The sequence below is a fragment of the Streptomyces sp. NPDC005574 genome, assembly GCF_040605435.1.
GTDB lineage: Bacteria > Actinomycetota > Actinomycetes > Streptomycetales > Streptomycetaceae > Streptomyces.
The window spans coordinates 96028-117434 of sequence record NZ_JBEXCW010000001.1; the positions used below are offsets into that span (position 1 = coordinate 96028).

At 73.2% G+C, this 21407-nt stretch carries 18 protein-coding genes and 1 tRNA gene; 10 read left to right on the top strand and 9 right to left on the bottom strand.

Annotated features, from left to right (window positions below; all coding sequences use genetic code 11):
• The first annotated feature begins 72 nt into the window (after window positions 1–72).
• Window positions 73–1272, top strand: coding sequence for an MFS transporter (locus tag ABZT03_RS00510; protein WP_356031476.1), 1200 nt, complete (start codon window positions 73–75; stop codon window positions 1270–1272).
• A 125-nt stretch (window positions 1273–1397) separates the two neighbouring features.
• Here ABZT03_RS00510 and ABZT03_RS00515 read toward each other — a convergent pair whose 3' ends face one another.
• From ABZT03_RS00515 to ABZT03_RS00535, 5 genes are all read right to left on the bottom strand, one after another.
• On the bottom strand, window positions 1398–3041 hold the full coding sequence (locus ABZT03_RS00515) for a long-chain fatty acid--CoA ligase (RefSeq protein ID WP_356031947.1): 1644 nt from the start codon (window positions 3039–3041) through the stop codon (window positions 1398–1400).
• 326 nt (window positions 3042–3367) lie between these two features.
• Window positions 3368–3937, bottom strand: a complete 570-nt coding sequence (locus ABZT03_RS00520) for a SigE family RNA polymerase sigma factor (RefSeq protein ID WP_356031479.1) — start codon at window positions 3935–3937, stop codon at window positions 3368–3370.
• A gap of 233 nt (window positions 3938–4170) precedes the next feature.
• Entirely contained in the window at window positions 4171–5337 is a 1167-nt protein-coding gene (locus ABZT03_RS00525; protein WP_356031481.1) for a lipid-transfer protein, read from the bottom strand.
• A complete protein-coding gene (locus ABZT03_RS00530; protein ID WP_356031484.1) occupies window positions 5334–5729 on the bottom strand; it encodes a MaoC/PaaZ C-terminal domain-containing protein in 396 nt (131 codons plus the stop codon). Before ABZT03_RS00530 ends, ABZT03_RS00525 begins: the two co-directional genes overlap by 4 nt.
• Window positions 5726–6670 carry an OB-fold domain-containing protein gene (locus ABZT03_RS00535; protein WP_356031486.1) on the bottom strand — a complete coding sequence of 315 codons (945 nt, stop codon included), beginning with the start codon at window positions 6668–6670 and terminating at the stop codon, window positions 5726–5728. The genes ABZT03_RS00530 and ABZT03_RS00535 overlap by 4 nt, the downstream gene beginning before the upstream one ends.
• Before the next feature lie 419 nt (window positions 6671–7089).
• On the opposite strand from ABZT03_RS00535, the gene ABZT03_RS00540 reads away from it, so the two are divergent.
• The 3 genes from ABZT03_RS00540 to ABZT03_RS00550 all read left to right on the top strand — a co-directional run bounded on the left by ABZT03_RS00540 (window position 7090) and on the right by ABZT03_RS00550 (window position 9577).
• Complete coding sequence (locus tag ABZT03_RS00540; protein ID WP_356031489.1) at window positions 7090–7956, top strand: bifunctional DNA primase/polymerase; 867 nt, start codon at window positions 7090–7092, stop codon at window positions 7954–7956.
• A 43-nt stretch (window positions 7957–7999) separates the two neighbouring features.
• Window positions 8000–8431, top strand: coding sequence for a hypothetical protein (locus ABZT03_RS00545; RefSeq protein ID WP_356031491.1), 432 nt, complete (start codon window positions 8000–8002; stop codon window positions 8429–8431).
• Window positions 8432–8728: 297 nt separating this feature from the next.
• The gene (locus ABZT03_RS00550; RefSeq protein WP_356031494.1) at window positions 8729–9577 is read left to right on the top strand and encodes a hypothetical protein; all 849 of its coding nucleotides are present in this window, start codon (window positions 8729–8731) and stop codon (window positions 9575–9577) included.
• Window positions 9578–9731: 154 nt separating this feature from the next.
• Here the strand turns inward: ABZT03_RS00550 and ABZT03_RS00555 are convergent.
• Window positions 9732–9818, bottom strand: a tRNA-Ser gene (locus tag ABZT03_RS00555).
• A 117-nt stretch (window positions 9819–9935) separates the two neighbouring features.
• Complete coding sequence (locus tag ABZT03_RS00560) at window positions 9936–11405, bottom strand: trypsin-like peptidase domain-containing protein (protein ID WP_356031496.1); 1470 nt, start codon at window positions 11403–11405, stop codon at window positions 9936–9938.
• A 268-nt stretch (window positions 11406–11673) separates the two neighbouring features.
• Between ABZT03_RS00560 and ABZT03_RS00565 the strand changes: the two genes are divergently transcribed.
• The 3 genes from ABZT03_RS00565 to ABZT03_RS00575 all read left to right on the top strand — a co-directional run bounded on the left by ABZT03_RS00565 (window position 11674) and on the right by ABZT03_RS00575 (window position 14478).
• Window positions 11674–12498, top strand: coding sequence for a glycerophosphodiester phosphodiesterase (locus ABZT03_RS00565; RefSeq protein WP_356031499.1), 825 nt, complete (start codon window positions 11674–11676; stop codon window positions 12496–12498).
• Window positions 12499–12635: 137 nt separating this feature from the next.
• A complete protein-coding gene (locus tag ABZT03_RS00570) occupies window positions 12636–13271 on the top strand; it encodes an ATP-binding protein (RefSeq protein ID WP_356031502.1) in 636 nt (211 codons plus the stop codon).
• Window positions 13272–13488: 217 nt separating this feature from the next.
• Window positions 13489–14478: a DUF5926 family protein gene (locus ABZT03_RS00575; RefSeq protein ID WP_356031505.1), complete on the top strand. Its 990-nt coding sequence runs from the start codon at window positions 13489–13491 to the stop codon at window positions 14476–14478.
• Window positions 14479–14734: 256 nt separating this feature from the next.
• Here ABZT03_RS00575 and ABZT03_RS00580 read toward each other — a convergent pair whose 3' ends face one another.
• Window positions 14735–15304 (bottom strand): hypothetical protein, encoded by a 570-nt coding sequence (locus ABZT03_RS00580; protein WP_356031507.1) that lies wholly within the window; start codon window positions 15302–15304, stop codon window positions 14735–14737.
• Window positions 15305–15360: 56 nt separating this feature from the next.
• A complete protein-coding gene (locus tag ABZT03_RS00585) occupies window positions 15361–16056 on the bottom strand; it encodes a bifunctional DNA primase/polymerase (RefSeq protein WP_356031510.1) in 696 nt (231 codons plus the stop codon).
• 481 nt (window positions 16057–16537) lie between these two features.
• On the opposite strand from ABZT03_RS00585, the gene ABZT03_RS00590 reads away from it, so the two are divergent.
• From ABZT03_RS00590 to ABZT03_RS00600, 3 genes are all read left to right on the top strand, one after another.
• Complete coding sequence (locus ABZT03_RS00590) at window positions 16538–18049, top strand: PP2C family protein-serine/threonine phosphatase (protein ID WP_356031948.1); 1512 nt, start codon at window positions 16538–16540, stop codon at window positions 18047–18049.
• A gap of 169 nt (window positions 18050–18218) precedes the next feature.
• The gene (locus ABZT03_RS00595) at window positions 18219–19709 is read left to right on the top strand and encodes an aminopeptidase P family protein (RefSeq protein ID WP_356031513.1); all 1491 of its coding nucleotides are present in this window, start codon (window positions 18219–18221) and stop codon (window positions 19707–19709) included.
• A gap of 238 nt (window positions 19710–19947) precedes the next feature.
• Complete coding sequence (locus ABZT03_RS00600) at window positions 19948–21318, top strand: PLP-dependent aminotransferase family protein (protein WP_356031516.1); 1371 nt, start codon at window positions 19948–19950, stop codon at window positions 21316–21318.
• The last annotated feature ends 89 nt before the right edge of the window (window positions 21319–21407 follow it).

Sequence of the window (21407 nt, forward strand, 5' to 3'; positions counted from 1 at the left end):
AGTTCCAACCAACTGGTTGGTTGTCAGTCGTACCACCGCACACCCCGTCGACGCCGAAGGAGCCCGGCCGCCATGCCGTCAGTCGCCAGCCAGGGACGGACCACCGCCCGGGAGACGGTCACCGCCCCACCCGCCTCCGCCCTTCTCCTCCCCCTCATCGCCCTCTGCACCGCCGTGACGGCCGCCAACATCTACCTCGCGGCCCCGCTGCTCCCCCTCATCGCCCACGACTTCGGCTCCGCCCCCTCGGCCGTGGCCTGGATCGCCTCGGTGGCCCAGTTCGGCTACGCGGCCGGTCTGCTCCTGTTCGCCCCGCTCGGCGACCTCGTGAACCGGCGCCGCCTTGTCGCCGTCCTGTCCCTGGTCACCGCCGTCGCGCTGGTCGCGGGTTCGGCCGCCGCCGGGACGACCGCGCTCGCGGCCGCCGTCCTGGTCGCCTCCGCGGCGACCGTCGTCCCCCAGCTGCTCGTCCCGCTGGTCGCCCAGCGCGCCCCCGCCGACCGCCGGGCCCGCCATGTCGCGGCCGTCATCGCCGGCCTGTTCACCGGCGTCGTGGCCGCCCGGGTCCTCGGCGGCCTGGCCGGACAGGCCTTCGGCTGGCGCGCGGTGTTCGTCGGCGCGGCCGTGCTGACGACCGTGCTGGGCCTGGCCACGGCATACGTCCTGCCCGCCCGGCGCCCCGACCGTACCGGCTCCCTGCTCTCCGGACTCGCGGCCCTGCCCGCCGTCGTCCGCCACTCGCCCGACCTGTGGCGCGCGTGCGTACGGCAGGCCGGGATGTACGGCGCCTGGAGCGCGCTGTGGACCTCGCTCGCGCTGCTGCTCACGGGGGAGTCGTACGGCCTGTCCACCGCGACCGCCGGACTGTTCGGCCTCTTCGGGCTGGCGGCCGCCGTGGTCGCGCCGCTCGCGGGCGGGTTCGTCGACCGGTTCGGCGCCGCCCGGGTCGTACGGTCCGCGTATCTCGTCGCGGCCGTCTCCGTGCCGCTGTTCTGGCTGGGCGGGCACGTGATGGGGGCGCTGTTCGTGGCGGCGATCCTGATCCACGCGGCCCTGGTCGCCTCCCACGTCGCCAACCAGACACTGGCCCTGACCACCACCTCGACCCCGGCCACCGCCAACACCGCCTACGTGGTCGCCGGCTTCGCGGGCGGCGCGACGGCCTCGGCCCTCGCGGCGCTCGCCTTCACCCACTGGGGCTGGGGCGGAGTGTGCGCGGTGGCCGCCGCGGGGCTCGTCCTGGGGTGGGGGGCGACGGCCGTACGGCGGTGACGGTGACTCCGTGACTCCGTGACGCGCGAACGCCGGGCAGGGCGCCGTGGGTTCGGTGCCCTGCCCGGCGTAGGTGTCCGTGGAGGCCGTGATCTGACGGAAGGCCCTGGTGCGCGGCCCTCCGGTCAGAGCCGGGTGACGTCCAGCTCTCCCTGAGCGTACTGCCTGCGGAGCACCTTCTTGTCGAACTTGCCCACGCTCGTCTTCGGGACGGTCTCGATGATCGTCCAGCGCTCCGGGAGCTGCCACCTGGCGATGTGGCCCTCGTCGGCGAGGAAGGCGCGCAGGGACTCGAAGTCGGCCGTGGCGCCCTCCCGGAGGACGACTGTGGCCAGCGGGCGCTCGCCCCACTTCTCGTCGGGGACGGCGACGACGGCGGCCTCGGCGACGTCCGGGTGGGACATCAGGGCGTTCTCCAGGTCGACCGACGAGATCCACTCGCCGCCGGACTTGATGACGTCCTTGGCCCGGTCGGTGAGGGTGAGGAAGCCGTCGGCGCTGATGGTGCCCACGTCACCGGTCTTCAGCCAGCCGTCCTCGCTGAACTTGTCGGCCGGGCGCAGGGGTTCGGCGTCGGGGCCGTTGTAGTAGGCGCCGGCGATCCAGTTGCCGCGCACCTCCAGCTCACCGGCCGACTCGCCGTCCCAGGGGAGGCGTTCGCCGCCGGGGCCGGTGAGGCGGGCCTCGACGCCCGCCGGGAAGCGGCCCTGGGTGAGGCGGTAGGCGAACTCCTCCTCGGTGCCGACCGCGTGGGCCGGCGGGCGGGCGACCGTGCCGAGCGGGGAGGTCTCCGTCATGCCCCAGGCGTGGCAGACCCGCATGCCCAGCGCGTCGAACGCCTCCATGAGGGAGGGCGGGCAGGCGGAGCCGCCGATGGTGACCTGGGTGAGGGAGGAGACGTTCCGGGGGCGCGCGGTGAGCTCGGCGAGCAGGCCCTGCCAGATGGTGGGGACGGCGGCCGCGTGCGTCGGCCGCTCGCCCTCGATCATCTCGGCGAGCGGCGCGGGCTGCAGGAACCGGTCCGGCATCAGCATGTTCACGCCGGTCATGAAGGTGGCGTGCGGCAGGCCCCAGGCGTTGACGTGGAACTGGGGGACCACGACGAGCGAGGTGTCCTGGTCGGTGAGGCCCATGGACTGGGTCATGTTGACCTGCATGGAGTGCAGGTAGATCGAGCGGTGGCTGTAGACCACGCCCTTGGGGTCGCCCGTGGTGCCGGAGGTGTAGCACATGGCGGCGGCCCGGCGTTCGTCGAGCTCCGGCCAGTCGTAGGTGTCCGGCTTGCCGGCGAGGAGGTCCTCGTACTCGTGCACGCGGGGGTGCGAGCCTTCGAGGGGGGCGCGGTCGCCGGGGCCGTACACGACGAGGTGCTCGACCGTCGGCAGCTTGGGCAGGAGCGGCGCGAGCAGGGGGATCAGCGAACCGTTGACGATGATCACCCGGTCGGCGGCGTGGTTGACGATCCACGCGAGCTGCTCGGCCGGCAGCCGCAGGTTGAGGGTGTGCAGGACCGAGCCCATCGACGGGATCGCGAAGTACGCCTCGACGTGCTCGGCGTTGTTCCAGGCCAGGGTCGCGACCCGCTCGTCCTCGGCGACGGAGAGGTCCTCGCGCAGGGCGTGTGCCAGCCGGGCCGCCCGCGCGCCGATCTCGGCGAAGGAACGCCGGTGCGGCTCGCCCTCACCGGTCCAGGTGGTCACCTGCGAGGTCCCGTGGACCGTGGACCCGTGGGTCAGGATCCTCGAGATCAGCAGCGGTACGTCCTGCATCGTGCTCAGCACGGCGTCCTCCCGGGGGCGACATTGCCTACGCGGTAGTAAGGGTTGCGCTGATTCTGCTCACATACCGCGTGGTATGTCACTAGGCCCGGGTGATCGATCACGTCACGTTGCGTTCATCACGGGGAGCGGCTATCCCCGCGGGGCGTTCGGCCGCCGCTCACGGTCCGGCCGTCACTCACGGTCCGGCCGTCACTCACGGATCGGCCGTCACTCGCGGATCGGCCGCACCAACGGGTCGACCGTCATCGGCGGGTCGACTGTCGTCGGCGGATCGGTCCCCACCGGCGGGGTGACCGTCGTCGGCGGACCGGCCGTCAGTGCCGGATCAGGCCGAGCTCGGTGTCCTCGCGGAGTTTCCCGAGCGCCCGCGACACCGCCGACTTCACCGTGCCCACGGAGACGCCGAGCACCTCGGCCGTCTGGACCTCGCTCAGATCCTCGTAGTAGCGCAGGACGACCATCGCCCGCTGCCGGTCGGGAAGCTTCATGATCGCCCGCCACATCGCGTCCCGCAGCGCCTGCTGTTCCGCCGGGTCGTCCCCGGCCGGCATCGGCTCCGGTTCGGGCAGCTCGTCGCACGCGAACTCGTCGACCCTGCGCTTGCGCCACTGCGAGGTACGGGTGTTGAGCAGCGCCCGGCGCACGTAGCCGTCCAGGGCGCGGCGGTCCTCGATGCGCTCCCAGGCGACGTACGTCTTGGTGAGCGCGGTCTGCAACAGGTCCTCGGCGTCGCTCGGGTTCGCGGTGAGCGACCGGGCGGTACGCAGCAACACGGGCCGGCGGGCCCTCACGTAGGAGGAGAACGTGGGGTACGCCGGGTGCGGACGGGTCTGCGTCGCCCGCGTCGCGACGTTCGAAGCGCTGGTGCAGACGGGTGTGGTCATGACTCCAAGTTATGAGCGGGGGGCCGTGCGGCGGATCGGCCGCAGGTGCCGAAGACGCGTCCGCCTCAGGTTGTAGGGGTGGGGTCCGCTCCACCTCCTGAAGGTGGACGAGCGGGCGACACGTACTGCGGGTTCACCCGTGGGGGTCACCCTCGAAGGAGCGCGCCCCGTCCTGGAGTCACCCTCGAAGGAGCCCGCCCCGTCCGGGAGTCACCCTCGAACAACTCGCCTCGTCATCCCGCCGCCGTCAGCACCAGCCCCGAAGTCGGCACCCCGGTGCCGGCCGTCACCAGGACCCGAGCGGCGTCCGCCACCTGGTTCACCGCCGTGCCCCGGATCTGCCGTACGGCTTCGGCGATGCCGTTCATGCCGTGCAGGTACGCCTCCCCGAGCTGCCCCCCGTGCGTGTTCAGGGGCAGCTGCCGTCCGGCCACGAAGTCCGCCGCCTCCCCCGGGGCGCAGAAGCCGAACTCCTCCAGCTGCATGAGCACGAACGGGGTGAAGTGGTCGTAGAGGATGCCCACGTCGATGTCGGCCGGGCCGAGCCCGGAGGTGCGCCACAGCTGGCGGGCGACGACACCCATCTCGGGCAGGCCGGTGAGGTCGTCGCGGTAGAAGCTGGTCATCTGCTCCTGTCCGCGTCCGGCGCCCTGCGCGGCGGCCGCGACGACGGCGGGCGGTCGCGGCAGGTCGCGGGCCCGCTCCAGTGACGTGACCACGAGGGCCTGGCTGCCGTCCGTCTCCTGGCAGCAGTCCAGCAGGCGCAGCGGCTCGACGATCCACCGGGAGGCCGCGTGGTCGGCGAGGGTGATGGGCCGGCCGTGGAAGTACGCGGCCGGGTTGGTCGCCGCGTACCCGCGGTCCACGACGGCCACGTGCCCGAACGCCTCCGGGGTCAGTCCGTGGGCGTGCAGATAGCGCTGGGCGGCCATCGCCACCCAGGAGGCCGGTGTGAGCAGCCCGAAGGGCAGGGACCAGCCGAGCGCCGCGCCCTCGGCGGACGGTTCGCGGTGCTGCACCCCGGAGCCGAACCGGCGGCCCGACCGCTCGTTGAAGGCGCGGTAGCAGACCACCACCTCGGCCACGCCGGTGGCGACGGCGAGTGCCGCCTGCTGGACGGTCGCGCAGGCCGCCCCGCCGCCGTAGTGCACGCGGGAGAAGAAGGACAGCTCGCCCATCCCGCACGCCTGGGCCACGGTGATCTCCGGGCTGGTGTCCATGGTGAAGGTGACCAGCCCGTCGACGTCCGCCGGCGTCAGCCCCGCGTCGTCCAGCGCGGTCCGCACCGCCTCCGCCGCCAGCCGCAGCTCGCTGCGCCCCGAGTCCTTGGAGAACTCGGTGGCCCCGACACCGACGACGGCGGCGCGCCCGCCGAGGCTGTCCCTGCCGCGCACGCTCACCGGCCGTCCCCCGCCGGGAGGGTGACCGTCACGGTGCCCGTCACATGGGTGCCGACGCCGTTCGCGCCGACGACCCGTACCGTCGCCGTGCGGCCGTCGGTCTCCTCGACCGTCCCCCGCAACACCATGGTGTCTCCCGGGTAGTTGGGGGCGCCCAGCCTGATGGCCACCCGGCGCAGGGTGGCGCCCGGTCCCAGGTGGTCGGTGACGTAGCGGCCGACGAGTCCGTTCGTCGTGAGGATGTTCATGAAGACGTCCGGGGAGCCCTTGCGCCGGGCGGCCTCCGCGTCGTGGTGGACGTCCTGATAGTCGCGCGAGGCGAGGGCGCCGGCGACGATCAGCGTGCGGGTGACCGGGATCTCCAGCGGCGGAAGCCGCTCGCCGGGCCTCACGCCAGGTCCTCGCGGGCGCGGAAGACGGGGAGCGTCAACTCCTCGTCGTACGCCTGGAATTCGAGCCGCACCGGCAGGCCGATCCGCACTTTGTCGTACGGCACTCCGATCACGTTGCTGATCATCCGCACCCCTTCCGGCAGTTCGATCAGTCCGACCGCGTACGGCCCCGCCGCGCCGGATTCCCGGTCGGCGGCCGGGGCGAAGGCGGGAAAGGGCGGGTGGTGCATGACGACGTACGAGTAGACGGTCCCCTCGCCGCCCGCCTCGACGGTGTCCCAGTCCGGGCAGCCGCAGGCGTTGCAGCCGGGCAACCAGGGGTGGCGCGGGGTGGCGCAGCCGGTGCAGCGCTGGACGAGCAGCCGGTGGTGCCGCACGCCCTCCCAGAAGCCGGCGTTGTCCCGGTTGACCACGGGACGCGGGCGGCGGGCCGTCGCCCTGCGACTCCGGTCGGCCGGGGCGTACTTGAGGATGCGGAAGCGGTGGGTGCCCGCCAGGTCGGGGCCGACGCGGACGTCCGTGCGGGTGGTGACGAAGTACCCGGTGCCCAGCTTGGTCGCCTTCCGCTCCGACACCGACTCGATCACCGTGTCGAAGGTGACCTCGTCCCCGGGCCGCAGCGGGCGCGTGTACTCCTGTTCGCTGTCGGTGGCGACGACCGAGGTGCAGCCGGCCGCGTCGAGCAGACCGAGCAGGGCGTCGTAGGGCCCCGACCGGTCCGCGTGCCCGGAGAGGCCGGCCATGGTCCACACCTGGAGCATGGTGGGCGGGGCGACGGCGTCCGGGCCGGTGTAGGCCGGATCCGTGTCACCCATCGCCTCGCACCAGTGCCGGATCATCGGCAGGTTGACGGGGTCCCGGCCCCGCCCGGCGACGGCGGCCGGCTGCCCCTCGAACACCTTCAGCCGCGCCAAAAGGGCGTCACGATCGTCGCGCTCCACGGGCCAGCCCTCCGGATGCCGGTACGCCACAAGGTTTCTGACTGTCCGTCAGATCAGGTGGAGTGTCAATACGGCCTGGCGGTGGGCGTGGCCGCGCGGGATGAGGGGGCCGCCCGAAACGCCGGTGCGGCGGCACCGAAGTACCGCCGCACGACGCGTCACACCCCCTGGAACGCCTCCTGGAGCACCCCGGGGAGCGGCCCCTTCGCGGAATGCCCCCTCGCCGACAAACCCCGTTCCGTTGAACCCCGTTCCGCCACCAGAGCCACAGGTCGCGGCAGGACGGCCTCACCCGCGGAGCCCCGACCCGGGCCCCGCCAGGGGCAGCGTCACGGCGGATGTCCGGCCCATTCGATCGCGTCAGCGCGTCGAGCCGATACACCCTTCCCTTTTTCGAACACGCGTACGAACATAGAGGTATGGCCACCACCGACCGGCAGGCCACGACGCTGGCCCTCGCCCACGCCCTGTCCGCCGCCGAACGCGGCCTGGCCGTCATCCCCCTGTCCCGGACGAAACTCCCGGCCCTGCGCTCCCCGCACCGCGACACCCCGGACCCCGCCCCCTGCCACGGCGAGTGCGGCCGCATGGGGCACGGGGTCTACGACGCCTCCACCGACCCCGCACGCATCCGCTCACTGTTCGCCGCGGCGCCCTGGGCGACCGGCTACGGCATCGCCTGCGGCCTGCCCCCGTACCACCTGATCGGCGTGGACCTGGACACCAAGTCGGGCACGGACTCCTCCGCCGCCCTGCGTGAACTCGCCCTGCGCCACCTGTTCACGATCCCCGCGACGGTGATCGTCCTGACCCCCAGCGGCGGCCGCCACCTCTGGCTGAGCGGCCCGCCGGACACCGCCGTCCCCAACTCGGCCGGCCGGCTGGCCCCCGGCATCGACATCCGGGGCGCCGGCGGCTACCTGGTCGGCCCCGGCTCCCGCACCGACCACGGCAGCTACACGACCGCCCCCGGCAGCGCCCACCTGGCCCCCGCGCCCTGCCCGCCGGCCCTGCTACGGCTGCTGCTGCCCCCGCCCCGCACCCACCACGCGGGCGCGATGGCCCCCGGCGGACACGGCCAGGGGCTCGTCCAGTTCGTCCTCGCCGCCCACGAGGGCCAGCGCAACACCCGCCTGTTCTGGGCGGCTTGCCGTGCCTACGAGAACGGCATCGGCCCCGACCTGGTCGAACCCCTCGTCGACGCGGCCCGGGGCACCGGCCTCACCGAACGCGAGGCCCGCGCGACGATCGCCTCGGCGGCACGGATGACCGGGCGCAGGCCGTGACGCCCGGGGGACCGTTATGGAGCGACGCCCCAGAGCGCGGACCATGTCCCTGACCGGCGTCGTCCTCTCCTCCGGCCGCCCGGTCGAACTCCGCGAACTGCGCCTCTCCTCGACCTACGGCGGCCTCCCGGACGGCTATCCCTGCCGGCCCGTCAACGACCTGCGCGTCACGGACCTCCTGGCGACCGCCCGACGCGCGTTCCCGCTGTCCCCGGTCCACCTCGTCCCGCCCGCCCGCGAACGCCCGGACCAGTACGCGGGCGCCCTCGGCCCGGTCGAACTGCTGCCGCCCGTGGCCTGCGTGGGCGCGTTCCGCTCCGCACCGGTGGACCCGGCCCACGACCCCGACCTGTACCGCTCGTCCCTCACCGTCGTCTGGTTCCAGCCCACGCCCCACGTCCCCACGGCCTGCGACGCCGACGTGGCCCTGCGAGGGATCCCCTGGGAGGAACTGGCCGAGGACTACGCGCTGTAGCACGCACGGGGTCCGCGGGCGGCGGTCCGGCCGCCGTCCAGCCGCGGTCCGGCCGCGGTTCGGCCGCGGTCCGCTCAGGGAGCCGGACGCGGGGCGTCACCGGGCCCACCTGGTCCATCCGGCCCGTCCGACCTCCCCGGCTTGCGAGGCCTGCCTGGCCTCTCGGGCCGGCGGGGTCTGTCGGGCCTGCCTGCTTGCGTCACACCCCTGCGACCTGCGGCGACGGTTCGGGGCGACGGCTCCGGGCGACGGCGTTTCGACCGTCCTCCGATCCGGTCCGAGGTCTAGGCTCGCCCCGTGGGTCAGCCCGAGCAGCGCGCCGAGGGCGCAGGACCGTTCACCACCCGCCTCACCTGGCACGTCCCCGGTGGCGGCACCGCTGTGTGGGAGTCCCGGCTGGCGCGGCGCCGCGGTGTCCTCGCCGTCCGGGCCCCCGGCGGAGCGGCCGGCCGGCGCACCCGTGCGGACGACCTCTCCCTCACCCGGCTGCGCAGACTCAACGCCATCGCCGCGCTCGCCTTCGTCCTCGGCGGGGCCCTCTTCGCCGTCGGCGCGTCCGTCGCCCAGTTCGCCTCCGGCGACGCCACCGTGTGCGCCTCGATCTACTTCGCGGGCGGCCTGTTCTTCAACACCGGCGGGTACGTCTCGCTGCTTCAGGTGATCAACGCACCGCGCCACGTTCCCGGAGGCGAGGGGCGGCTGGTCACCCCGCACTGGCGGTGGTGGAGCTATGAGCCGACGCGGGTGGACTGGCTGAGCACCTTCGTCCTCTTCGCGGGCACGCTCGTCTTCGCCGTCAACCTGCTGGACTCCTTCCTGCACGGCCTGACCGCCCAGCAGGTCAACCGGCTCGTCTGGGCGCCCGACGTGATCGGCTGCGTCCTCTTCCTGATCTCCGGCCACCTCGCCTTCGTGGAGATCTGCCACGGAAAGCACTGGCCCTGCGTCCACCCGCGCGACCTCGGCTGGTGGATCGTCGCCGTCAACCAGTTCGGCTCGTTTCTGTTCATGGTCTCGGCGCTGGCCGCCTACACCCGCCCGACCGACGGCAGCCTGATCAACTCCGGAATCGCCAACTGGGGCACCCTGACCGGCGCCCTGTGCTTCTCCGTCGCCGGTCTCCTGCAACTCGGCGAACACCCGTGATCCCGCTGCGGGACGCGCGTCCGAAGCCTGTGCCGTGCCGTGCGGCCAGTCCGAAAAGCGGGCCCCGGATCGTCCCGGCGGGACGAGGTCATGCGGAAGGGGTGCCGCTCCGGAGAGTGGCACCCCTTCTGACCTGCAACCTTCTGACCTGCCGCGGTGGGTGTGGGATTTGAACCCACGGTCACATCGCTGCGACGACGGTTTTCAAGACCGTTCCCTTAGGCCGCTCGGGCAACCCACCTCTCGCCCCGCCCACCAGGGGCGGAGCGGGTACAGCGTACCGGCCGTGGGCGGGTCGCGGGGAGCGTGGGCCGCGGGAGGGGCGCCTCCGCCTCCGGTGCGGAGGCGGAGGGTGGTGTCAGCTGTCGCCCTGGCGGGAGCTGAGGGTGAGGTCGACCGTGTGGGTCTTGCCGTCGCGTTCGTAGGTGATCGTGACCTTGTCGCCGGGCTGGTGGGTCCAGATCTCGCCGATCAGGGTGGGGCCGGAGTCGATGACGTGGTCGTCGAGCTTGGTGATGACGTCGCCGGGCTTGAGGCCGGCCTTGGCCGCGGGGCCGCCCGACTCGACGGCCGAGGAGCCGCCGGCGCCCTGCTCGGTGATCTTCGCGCCGTTCGTCGACTCGTCGAGGGAGACCGAGGCGCCGATCTTCGCGTAGACCGGCTTGCCCGTCTTGATCAGCTGCTGGGCGACGTAGCTGGCCTGGTTGATCGGGATGGCGAAGCCGAGGCCGATCGAGCCGGACTGGCTGGTGCCGCCGAGGCCGCCGCTGCCGGTGGACTGGATCGCGGAGTTGATGCCGATGACGTTGCCCTGCGCGTCCAGCAGCGGGCCGCCGGAGTTGCCCGGGTTGATCGAGGCGTCGGTCTGCAGGGCGCTCATGTAGGAGGCGTTGCTGCCGCTGCCGTCGCTGGAGGCGACCGGGCGGTCCTTGGCGCTGATGATGCCGGTCGTGACGGTGTTGGACAGGCCGAAGGGGGCGCCGATCGCGATGGTCGAGTCGCCTACGGCCACCTTGTCGGAGTTGCCCAGGGTGAGGGGCTTCAGGTCGGAGGGGGCGTTCTTGAGCTTGATGACGGCGACGTCGTAGCCCTGGGCGTGGCCGACGACCTCGGCGTCGTACTTCTTGCCGTCGGGGAAGGTGGCGGAGAGCTTGCCGCCGTCGACCGCGTCCGCCACCACGTGGTTGTTGGTGACGATGTGGCCCTCGGTGTCGAAGACGAACCCGGTGCCGGTGCCGCCCTCGCCGCTGTTGCTCTCGGCGGTGATGGTCACGGTGCTCGGCAGGGCCTTGGCGGCCACACCCGCGACGGTGCCCGGGTCGCGCTTCACGGAACCGCCGCTGTTCGAGGCGGAGACCGTGGTGGAGGAGGTGTTGTCGTTGTTCTTGGCCAGGGTGTAACCGAGACCGCCGCCGAGGCCTCCGGCGACCAGCGCGGCCACCAGGACGGCGGCGGCGAGCCCGCCGCGCCCACGGCGGGGCTTCGGCTGCTGCTGCTGGTAGGAGGAGCCCCAACCGGAACCGGAGCCGCCGCCGTCGGCGTACGAGGGCGTGGCGGGCGGCGGGGGCGGCCAGCTGCCCTCCGGGCCGGGGCCGCCGTGCGGTGCGGGGCCCTGGGAGCCCGCCGAGGCGTAGGCGGGAGCCTGGCCGGCGTGCACCAGCTCCGGCTGCGGTGCGGTGGGCGCGCCCGGCGGCACCGGGGGCAGCGGCGCCGTCGGCGCTCCGCTGCCGTGCGCGGCGGCCTGCGGGGAGGCTGCGGGGGAGTCCACCGGCACGGGAGGTGCGGACGGGGCCGGGGGTACCGCAGTGCCCTCGTTCTCGGTGTTCACAGCTTTTCTCCTAGATCCACGGCTGTTGTTCCGGTTCGCACTGGGCCACGCCCGTTCACGCTCGTCGACGGTCCGGTGCGATGCAGCTGTGCATGTGCTTTTGTATGCCGCCAGCTTTTCCCACAGGACGTCAGGGCACCATAAGCGGATACTGTGCGTCCGAGGCCATCCTTTATATAGGACCTGTAGGACTAAAAAGCCGCAATCCGTGGCGTTCATGCGGCCCTCGTGTGCCACACGTACCCCGGCACGGTGGCACCATGACGCGGTGACCCACGCACGACCGCACCGAACCCAAGTCGTCGCTCACCGCGGAGCCTCCGAGGAAGCGCCCGAACACACGCTGGCGGCGTACCGGAAGGCCATCGAGGACGGCGCCGACGCCCTCGAGTGCGATGTCCGCCTGACCGCGGACGGACACCTCGTGTGCGTCCACGACCGGCGGGTGAACCGCACGTCGAACGGCCGGGGCGCGGTGTCGGCCCTGGAGCTCGCCGATCTCGCCACCCTCGACTTCGGCTCGTGGAAGACCCGGGAGTCCTGGCGCGGCCGCGACGAGGAACCCGACTGGGAGCACCGCCCGGAGGACGCGGAGGACACCTCCGTCCTCACCCTGGAGCGGCTGCTGGAGCTGGTCGCGGACGCGGGGCGCCCGGTGGAGCTGGCGATCGAGACCAAGCACCCGACGCGCTGGGCGGGGCAGGTCGAGGAGCGGCTGCTGACGCTGCTGAAGCGGTTCGCGCTGGACGCCCCGGCGCCGGACGCCTCCAGGATCCGGGTGATGAGCTTCTCGGCGCGTTCGCTGCACCGCGTGCGGGCGGCCTCGCCGACCCTGCCGACGGTCTATCTGATGCAGTTCGTCTCGCCCCGGCTGCGCGACGGGCGGCTGCCCGCGGGTGTCCGGATCGCGGGCCCCTCGATGCGGATCGTGCGCAACCACCCGGCGTACATCGAGCGTCTGAAGCGGGCCGGCCACCAGGTGCACGTGTGGACCGTGAACGAGCCCGCGGACGTGGAGCTGTGCGTCGGCCTGGGCGTCGACGCCCTCATCACCAACCGGCCGCGCGCCGTGCTGCGTCAACTCGGTCGCTGACTGGTAAAGACCTGTGACGGAGCCTTGACCCGGCCCGTCCGGTGCAGCATCCTCCGATCTCGGCCACACCGTCGAATTCCAGCCATGCGCTCACAGGGAGTGCTCCGGCGCGTTCGGTCCGTGTTCGAGGGTGCCGAATGCGTCGCCGGGGGTCGATTGGCCGGTTTCCGGCACAGGTCGATGGGGCATCCACACCGTGGCGTGGGGCAAAGGAGGTCTCGGGGGTGGCGTTGGTGGTGGCACAGGAGGTGCCCACGTCGTCGAGCATGGCCGTTCCCCATGGCCCTGCGGGCGTGGGCAAGGCGCGACACCGTATGCGCGATCAGCTGCGCAGGGGCGGCGTGTCGGAGACGGTCATCGACGACGCCGTACTCATCCTTTCCGAGCTCCTGAGCAACGCGTGCAAGCACGGGCGGCCCCTGGGTGACGCCATGGCCGGCGACGGCGACGTGCGCGCGGCGTGGCGGGTGGAGAACGGCGGCAGGCTCACGGTCGAGGTGACGGACGGCGGTGGGCCCACGCGCCCGGCTCCGTCCACGCCCTCGGTGACCGCGCGCGGCGGCCGGGGGCTGAACATCATCACCGCGCTGGCCAACGACTGGGGTGTCCGGGACGACACCCGCGGCGAGGTCACCGTGTGGGTGATCGTCCACGAGGACGTTCATGATCAGCAGGCAGTGCACCGGCGTGACGACTTCGCTACGCGCGTCACCGCCCCCGCCGTGACACGGCCCGGCCGGGACTTCGCGGACGCCTTCGACGACCTCGACTGAGGCCGGCCGGGTCCGACCGCGTTCCGCCGAGGCCGGCCGAGGTCGACCGGGGCGGGACGGCCCGGCCAGGACCGGGCGGAGCGCTTTCGCACCGGGCGTCGCCGTGGAGGAAGACGTCGGCGTCGCGTCGGCGTTGTCCACAGGGTCCCGTCCGTGACGGCGCGAACGGCTAGGCTCCCGCCCGTACGAGACGAGCCGTAACCGGGAGACACCCACGATGGCCAAGAAGCGACCCCAGACGAAGGCCAAGCGGCCGCAGCCCAGCGACGCGGCCCGCGCCGTCGGCGCCGGTGGAGAGGTTCCGGTCGTCGGCGCGCGCGAGCCCTGCCCCTGCGGCAGCGGCCGCCGCTACAAGGCGTGTCACGGCCGGGCCGCCGCCCAGGCCGCGACCGAGCTGGTGCACCGCCCGTTCGACGGGCTGCCGGGCGAGTGCGACTGGGTGGCCCTGCGCGAGCTGGTCCCGGCCGCCACGGTCGCGCTGCCGCTGAAGGGCGGTCTGCCGGAGGGCGTGCCGTCGGTCACCCTCGCCACGGTCCTGCCCATGGCCTGGCCGGCCCTGCGCCGCGACGACGGCTCGGTGCTGCTCGGCCTGCAGAACGACACCGCGTCCGGCGACATCAGCCGCGACCTCGCGGACACCCTGCGGCGCGCGCTCACCGCGGAGCCGGGCACGCCGGTCCAGGGCCGCCGCGCCCCGGCCGACGGCCCGCGTCTGCAGGACCTGCTCGACCCCGAAGGCGCCTTCGAGCCAGTTGTGCACCCGGGCTTCGAGTTCTGGGTCCCGGACCCGGAGAACTCCACGCCTGAGGTGGCCGCCTCCCTGGAGCGGGCCAACGCCGCGGCCATCCCGACCGCGAAGCTGACCGGGGTGGACGCCGCCTACTGGTGCGAGACCCCGGACAAGAACCACTTGCGCTGGGTCATGCCGTACCCGGAGGAGCAGCTTCTGGACGCTCTCGCGCGGCTGCACGCGGCGGGCCGCTCGTCCCTCGGCGAGGGCACCCGGCTGGTGGGTTCCTTCCGTGCTCACGGACTGACCGTGCCGGTCTGGGACCTGCCGAGCTCGGTGACGGCGGAGGACGTCGAGAAGCCGGCCGCCGAGTTCGCCGAGCGTCTCGCCGGCGCTCTGGCCTCGGACGCGCCGCTGACCGCGGACGAGCGCCGGGCGCGCGGCGGCCTGACCAACCGGCAGGTCACCCTCAGCTGACCCACAGGTGTCGCGTCCCGTGCGGCTGAACGGTCGGTCAGCCGCACGGGGAGGCGGGGCGCCGGTGAGCCGCTGCGGCAACTCCCGTAGAAGTCAAGCCAGTCGGTGTCCGAATAGCCGAGGAATCCCTCGGTTCGAATTTGCGAACAGCCGATCTCTTGTTACCGTTCGAGTAGCCCGGTTGCTGGTGCATCCCCCGTCGCCAGCAACCGGGTCTTTTCATGCGCCTCTTCCCTGTACGGAATGACGGCGCGTGTCAACTTCCTTCAGGCGCACCGGAGTTGCTGCCCGAGCGCAGCAGCAGGGGTCCCGCTCCGGCCCGTGCGGCGAACTCCGTGACCGCCGCGTACCCGTCGGGGCTCCCCCGCAGTCGCTCCCGGGGCGTCTCGCAGGTTCCCGGCTCGTCCTCGGCGCCCACCGCGCAACGCATCTGCACGGTGCGGCCGGCCGGACCCATCAGGCTCAGCACGGAGTCGAGGGTGCCGCCGGTCGCGTTGCGGTAGTAGGTGCGCGCCCAGGTGTCCCCGCCCTGCGTCAGGACGCAGGTCTGTGCCTCGATCCCTTCGGGGGAGGCCAGTTCGGGTCCGCAGCGGGCCGCGGTGGCCAGGCCCACGCCGAGCAGCAGGGGGGAGTGGGCGGGGGCGACGCCGGGCGCCTTGTCGTCGGCGCGCAGCGGGGCCGGAGAGGGCGGGGCGGGCAGCGCGGTGCGTACGGACCGTACGGCCGAGCGACCCTCCCGGCCCACCGGTCCCGCGGACGCCACGGCCAGCGGCAGCGCGACCGCGCACGCCACGACGCCCGCGAGGGCGAGCAGACGGAGGTTCATGGTGGGGAACATAACGACCGGGGACGGTCAGGGCGTTCCGCGCACGCCCGACACCCCTACAACTCGGGCGCGCTCACACCCGTACGAGTGAGGGCCTCGACGACCGCGTCCACCACGGCCTCCACGTCGGGCACCCAGGGGGCGGCCGAGCCGGGCAGCGGGGCGCGCTCCCAGGTGATCGGGCCCTGGCCGGACTCGGAGGGCGGCAGCGCGAGGTAGCCGCCCTCGCCGTGGAAGCGCAGGGAGCCCGGCACGAAGTCCTGGGCGTAGAGCAGTTCGCCCAGCTGTTCCATCGAGTACGGCTTCACCAGCAGCGCCCAGCGGGTGGGCGCGGCGACGACCGGGCCGAGGCGCATGCCCCTGAGGTCGAGCGCGGCGAGGGCCCGGGCGGCCGCGGCGGCGGGCAGGCTGACCGCGCAGGGCGCTCCCCCGCCCTCGGCGGCACCCGGCCGGGAGGTCGCTCCGGTGGCCATGACGATCGGCGCGGTGGGCCGGTTGGTCCACCACCAGCGCACCATGCGTTCGTCGGTGGTGGCCGCTAGGAGGCCGGGGTCGAAGGGGTGGGCGCCGGGCACCGTGCAGTCCGGGTCGGGGCAGGCGCAGCCGACCCTTCCCCGCGGATCCGCCGCCACGCCGGGAAGTACGGGCCACTGCCATTGCGTCGCGAAGGTCAGGGCCGCGCCGATCAACTCAGGCCGCCCGTCGCTGCGCTGGGACAGGAGCCTGCGTCGCCTTCCGAGGATCTCGCGCATGAGCGCTCGTTCCTTTCCGTTGCACGCCGGCAACACTGTGGTCCATCACACCATGTGTCGATCACTTCACTGTGCGTACCTGTTGGCGCATCACACCCCGGTCCGAGACAAGGGGGTCCCTATGGGCCGAACGTCTGGCTGTGTCCGCTTCCATACTGCGTCCATCAAAAGCATGGACGTGGCGCGGGGGTGGCGAAGTCTGGCGTTTTGCTGTCGCGCGTATTTCTCTTCGCCTCCGACGCGGGAGGATGGGGCACGGTCGTCGGTGGCTAAGACGCCCGGGTCCGTCGCCAGGTTCCGGGCGACTGTCAACCACCCCTGGCCTTCTCCGAGTACGTACCCATCACGACCGCTGTGACGCTCCGTCGAGCAAGCCCAGTCGACCGCAATAGGCCGTAACCCGAGTCAGTTTTAAGCCAACTTTGCCATTCTGCACGAAGTGCCCTGGTTGCCCACGGACACCAGGAATCCCGGCAGGACAATGCTGGACATCCCCTCACGAGTGCGTGTACATGTGGAGACACCGCTAGCGGCGCAGAATGACATGGGGGTTTGCGATGCTTTTGAGCAAAACGCACCGGTCGGAAAGCCGGACGCCATGAACGCCCCTCACCCTCCGAAAGTGGCTGGAATCGATTCAACGGTTCCCGCACCAGCACACACTGTCGCGCCCGCGCCCGCCTCCCCGGGCACCGCCGCGGTGCCACCGCCGCACGCCCCGGGCGCCCTGCTGCAGGACCGTCTCGCGGCCTGGGTCTCGGACCTCACGACACTCCACGAACTCACCGAACGCCTGGTCCGCACCGACACACTCGCCGACGCCCTGCAGGAACTGCTGCGCGCCGGGGCCGCCCTGGTGGGGGCCCGGCGGGGCCTGGTGGTGCTGGAGCCGGGCGACGGACTGGGCCCCGACACCACCATCGGCCTGGGTCTCGCCCGCTCCGACCTCGGGCACATCGAGACGGTGCCGCGCAGCTCGCTGTCGTACGGCCGGATCCTCGACGGGCTGCCCGGCGCGGACCGCGAGATCGCCGAGCCCGACCTGTTCGCCGGGGACGCCCTCGACCCCCGGCACCGTGAGGTCGCCGCCCGCCTCGGCTACGCGGCCAGTTACGCGCTCCCGCTGTCCGCCGAGGCCGCCGGCCGGCTCGGCGCCGCCGTGTGGCTGTACGACGAGCCCGCCGAACCGGGCGAGCGCCAGCGCCATCTCGTCGGCCTCTACGCCCGTTACGCCACCGAGCACCTGGCCCGGCTCGTGGAGGTGGAGCGCACCCGCGCGTCCATGGCGACGATGTCCGAGGAGCTGCTGCCCTCGCGGCTGCCCCGGGTGGCCGGTGTCCGGCTCGCCGCCCGGCACCGCACCGGGCCGCGGGGCGGCGGCGACTGGTACGACGCGCTGCCGCTGCCCGACGCGGCGCTGGGTCTGGCGGTGGGCTCGGTGACCGGCTCGGGGCCGAGCGCGGTGGCCGCGATGGGCCGGCTGCGGGCGAGTCTGCGGGCGTACGCCGTGATGGAGGGCGAGGACCCGGTCGCCGTGCTGTCGGACCTGGAGCTGCTGCTGCGGCTCACCGAGCCCGCCCGGTCCGCGACCGCCCTGTTCGCCTACTGCGAACCGGCCCTGCGCAAGATCACGCTGGCCGGTGCCGGGCACAGTCCGCCGCTGCTGATCGGCGAGCGGCGCACGGAGTTCGTGGAGACGTCCGTGTCCGCGCCGCTGGGCATGCTCGCCTGCTGGGAGGCACCGAGCGTGGAGATCCAGGCGGAGCCGGGGGAGACGGTCCTGCTCTACACCGACGGGCTGCTGCACCGCACCGGCGACTCCACCGACCGCGCCTTCGCCCGGCTGCACGCGGCGGCGGCCGGCGTTCCGAGGGCCCTGCGGCAGGACCCGGCCGCGGTCGCCGACCACGTCCTGCGGACGGTGCTGCCGGACGGGCTGGACGCGGCGGACTCCGCGGAGGACGTGGTCCTGCTGGCGGCGCACTTCGAGTGAGCGGCGCAGGAGCGCGGCGCCGGCCCCGCACGACCACCGCGTCGGCGCCGGGAGAGCACCGGCGAGCCGACGGTGAGCACCGGTGAGCCATCGGTAACAGGTCCTGACCCCCTGGGCCCCCTTCCGTACGACCGTACGATGGAGGGGGTCCAGTGCCGTATCGAGGAGGATGACCGTGGCAGAACAGCTCCCGGCAGTATCTGATGACGCTGCTACCGCAGCCGGTCAGGAGACTGCCGAGGAAGAGCCCGTCAAGCAGCGCAAGAACGGCCTGTACCCGGGCGTGTCCGACGAGCTGGCGGAGAGCATGAAGTCCGGCTGGGCGGACACCGAGCTGCGCGACCTGCGGCCGCTCCCCCAGGCCGCCGAGTGCGCCGCCCGCCGTGCCGCGCTCTCCGCGCGCTTCCCGGGCGAGCGTCTGGTGATCCCCGCGGGCAACCTGAAGACCCGCTCGAACGACACCGAGTACGCCTTCCGCGCGTCCGTCGAGTACGCCTACCTCACCGGCAACCAGACCGAGGACGGCGTCCTCGTCCTGGAGCCCACGGCCGACGGCCACCGGGCCACGATCTACCTGCTGCCGCGCTCCGACCGCGAGAACGGCGAGTTCTGGCTGTCCGGCCAGGGCGAGCTGTGGGTCGGCCGCCGGCACTCCCTCGGCGAGGCGGAACAGCTGTACGGCATCCCCGCCTCCGACGTGCGCGAGCTGGCCGACGCCCTGCGCGAGGCCACCGGCCCGGTCCGCGTGGTGCGCGGTCACGACGCCGGCATCGAGGCCGCGCTGACCGACAAGGTCACCGCCGAGCGGGACGAGGAACTGCGCGTCTTCCTGTCCGAGGCCCGTCTGGTCAAGGACGCGTTCGAGATCGGCGAGCTCCAGAAGGCCGTCGACTCGACGGTCCGCGGCTTCGAGGACGTGGTCCGCATCCTCGACCGGGCGCAGGCCACCAGCGAGCGCTACATCGAGGGCACGTTCTTCCTGCGCGCCCGGGTGGAGGGCAACGACGTCGGCTACGGCACCATCGCCGCCTCCGGCCCGCACGCCTGCACCCTGCACTGGGTCCGCAACGACGGGCCGGTGCGCGCGGGCGACCTGCTGCTGCTGGACGCGGGGGTGGAGACGCACACGTACTACACCGCCGACGTCACGCGCACGCTGCCGGTCGACGGCCGCTTCAGCGAGATCCAGAAGAAGATCTACGACGCCGTGTACGACGCCCAGGAAGCCGGCATCGCGGCCGTGCGGCCCGGCGCCAAGTACCGCGACTTCCACGACGCGGCGCAGCGCGTGCTGGCCGAGCGGCTCGTCGAGTGGGGCCTGGTCGAGGGCCCGGTCGAGCGGGTGCTGGAACTGGGTCTGCAGCGCCGCTGGACGCTGCACGGCACCGGCCACATGCTCGGCATGGACGTCCACGACTGCGCCGCCGCGCGCGTGGAGTCGTACGTCGACGGCACGCTGGAGCCCGGCATGGTGCTCACCGTGGAGCCCGGCCTGTACTTCCAGGCCGACGACCTGACCGTGCCCGAGGAGTACCGCGGCATCGGGGTGCGGATCGAGGACGACATCCTGGTGACGGACGACGGCAACCGGAACCTGTCCGACGGCCTGCCCCGCCGGTCGGCCGAGGTCGAGTCCTGGATGGCCTCGCTGACGGGCTGAGACGAAAACCGCATGAGCGGGTACGGGTGGCCGGGTACTTCGACAGTGCCCGGCCACCGGTGCGGCCGCCGGAGGGCGCGGGGGTGGCGCGCCGGCGGGCGGGGCGGCGGTCCTCCGGTCGCGGGTGGACGGTGGGGTGTCCGCGGGTACCCGGAGTCCGGTCCCGCCGGTGTGGCGGGGCCGTGGTCGGTTGCAACTCCGCGTCCCCGAGGGGGAGCGGTACTCACGTGGGGGGTTCGTGGACGACTTCTGGTCGGGTGTCGGTGTCGATCTGCATCTGGAACCGGACGCGGCGGACGGACGCCGGGCCGGGCTCGAACGGGCGCTGCGCGAGGCCGTGCGGGACGGCCGGCTGACGCCGGGGGCCCGGTTGCCGGCGACCCGGCGGCTGGCGACCGAGCTGGGCGTCTCGCGCGGGACCGCGAAGGCGGCCTACGACCAGTTGGTCGCCGAGGGATACCTCACGGCGCGGCAGGGCTCGGGCACCCAGGTCGCCGCCCTGCCGTCCTCGGACGAGCGGCTGCCGGGAGCGGCGGCCCGCGCCCGGGTGCCCCGGCTCGACCTGCGGCCCGGCAGTCCCGACGTCGGGACGTTCCCGGCCGCCGCCTGGCTGCGGGCGCTGCGCCGCGCGATCGCGACGGCGCCCTCGCTGGCGTACGACTACGGGGACCCGCGCGGCCGGCTCGAACTGCGCACCGCGCTGTCGGGGTACCTGGGGCGGGCGCGCGGAGTGGTCGCGCCGCCGGAACGGATCGTGATCACCTCCGGATACGTGCAGGGTCTGTCGCTGCTCACGCGCGTCCTGGGCGGGGCCGGGATCGCCATGGAGGACCCGGGCCTGCCCTTCCACCGGGAGGTGGTGCGCCAGGGCGGCGGGCGCGTGCTGCCGGTGCGGGTCGACGAACTGGGCGCCGTGCCCGAGGGGTTGGACGGGGCGGCGGCGGTGGTCCTCACGCCCGCCCACCAGTACCCGACGGGCGTGACCCTGCACCCCGAGCGACGGCGGGCGCTCACCGACTGGGCCCGCGCGCGGGACGGACTGATCGTCGAGGACGACTACGACGGGGAGTTCCGCTACGACCGGCAGCCCGTCGGCGCCCTCCAGGGAATGGCGCCGGGGCAGGTCGCCTACCTCGGCACCGCCTCCAAGACCCTGGGACCCGCGCTGCGGCTCGGCTGGATGGTGCTGCCCCCGCACCTGGTCGACCCGGTCGCCGACGCCAAGCTGCACAGCGACCACCACACCGAGACCATCGGGCAGTTGGCGCTCGCCGAACTGATCGACAGCCATGCCTACGACCGTCACGTGCGCGCGTGCCGGCTGCGCTACCGGCGCCGCCGGGACCAGTTGCTGCACCGGCTGGGCCCGCGCCGGCCCGTGCGCGGGATCGCGGCCGGGCTGCACGCCCTGGTGGAGGTCGCCGACGAGGCGGCGGTGCTGGCGCGGGCCGAGGAGGAGGGCCTCGCCGTCGGGCAGCTGGGCGACCACTGGCACGCACCGGGCGGCGCGAACCGGCCGCAGGGACTCGTCGTGGGGTACGGGACACCTCGGGAGCGGATGTTCCCGGAGGCGCTGGACGTGCTGGTCAAGGTGCTGGAGAGCGACTGAGTCGACGCGGCCGGGCACCCGGATTGGACCACTGAATGGGCTCTGTATTGGGCCTACTGGGAGACCCACTCCGCTCCTAGGCTCGGTGC

Coding starts and splice junctions, on each gene's coding strand:
- ABZT03_RS00510 (WP_356031476.1), top strand. CDS start 73: ATGCCGTCAGTCGCCAGCCAGGGACGGACCACCGCCCGGGAGACGGTC.
- ABZT03_RS00515 (WP_356031947.1), bottom strand. CDS start 3,041: ATGCAGGACGTACCGCTGCTGATCTCGAGGATCCTGACCCACGGGTCC.
- ABZT03_RS00520 (WP_356031479.1), bottom strand. CDS start 3,937: ATGACCACACCCGTCTGCACCAGCGCTTCGAACGTCGCGACGCGGGCG.
- ABZT03_RS00540 (WP_356031489.1), top strand. CDS start 7,090: ATGGCCACCACCGACCGGCAGGCCACGACGCTGGCCCTCGCCCACGCC.
- ABZT03_RS00545 (WP_356031491.1), top strand. CDS start 8,000: ATGTCCCTGACCGGCGTCGTCCTCTCCTCCGGCCGCCCGGTCGAACTC.
- ABZT03_RS00570 (WP_356031502.1), top strand. CDS start 12,636: ATGCGTCGCCGGGGGTCGATTGGCCGGTTTCCGGCACAGGTCGATGGG.
- ABZT03_RS00575 (WP_356031505.1), top strand. CDS start 13,489: ATGGCCAAGAAGCGACCCCAGACGAAGGCCAAGCGGCCGCAGCCCAGC.
- ABZT03_RS00580 (WP_356031507.1), bottom strand. CDS start 15,304: ATGAACCTCCGTCTGCTCGCCCTCGCGGGCGTCGTGGCGTGCGCGGTC.
- ABZT03_RS00585 (WP_356031510.1), bottom strand. CDS start 16,056: ATGCGCGAGATCCTCGGAAGGCGACGCAGGCTCCTGTCCCAGCGCAGC.
- ABZT03_RS00590 (WP_356031948.1), top strand. CDS start 16,538: ATGCTGGACATCCCCTCACGAGTGCGTGTACATGTGGAGACACCGCTA.
- ABZT03_RS00595 (WP_356031513.1), top strand. CDS start 18,219: ATGACCGTGGCAGAACAGCTCCCGGCAGTATCTGATGACGCTGCTACC.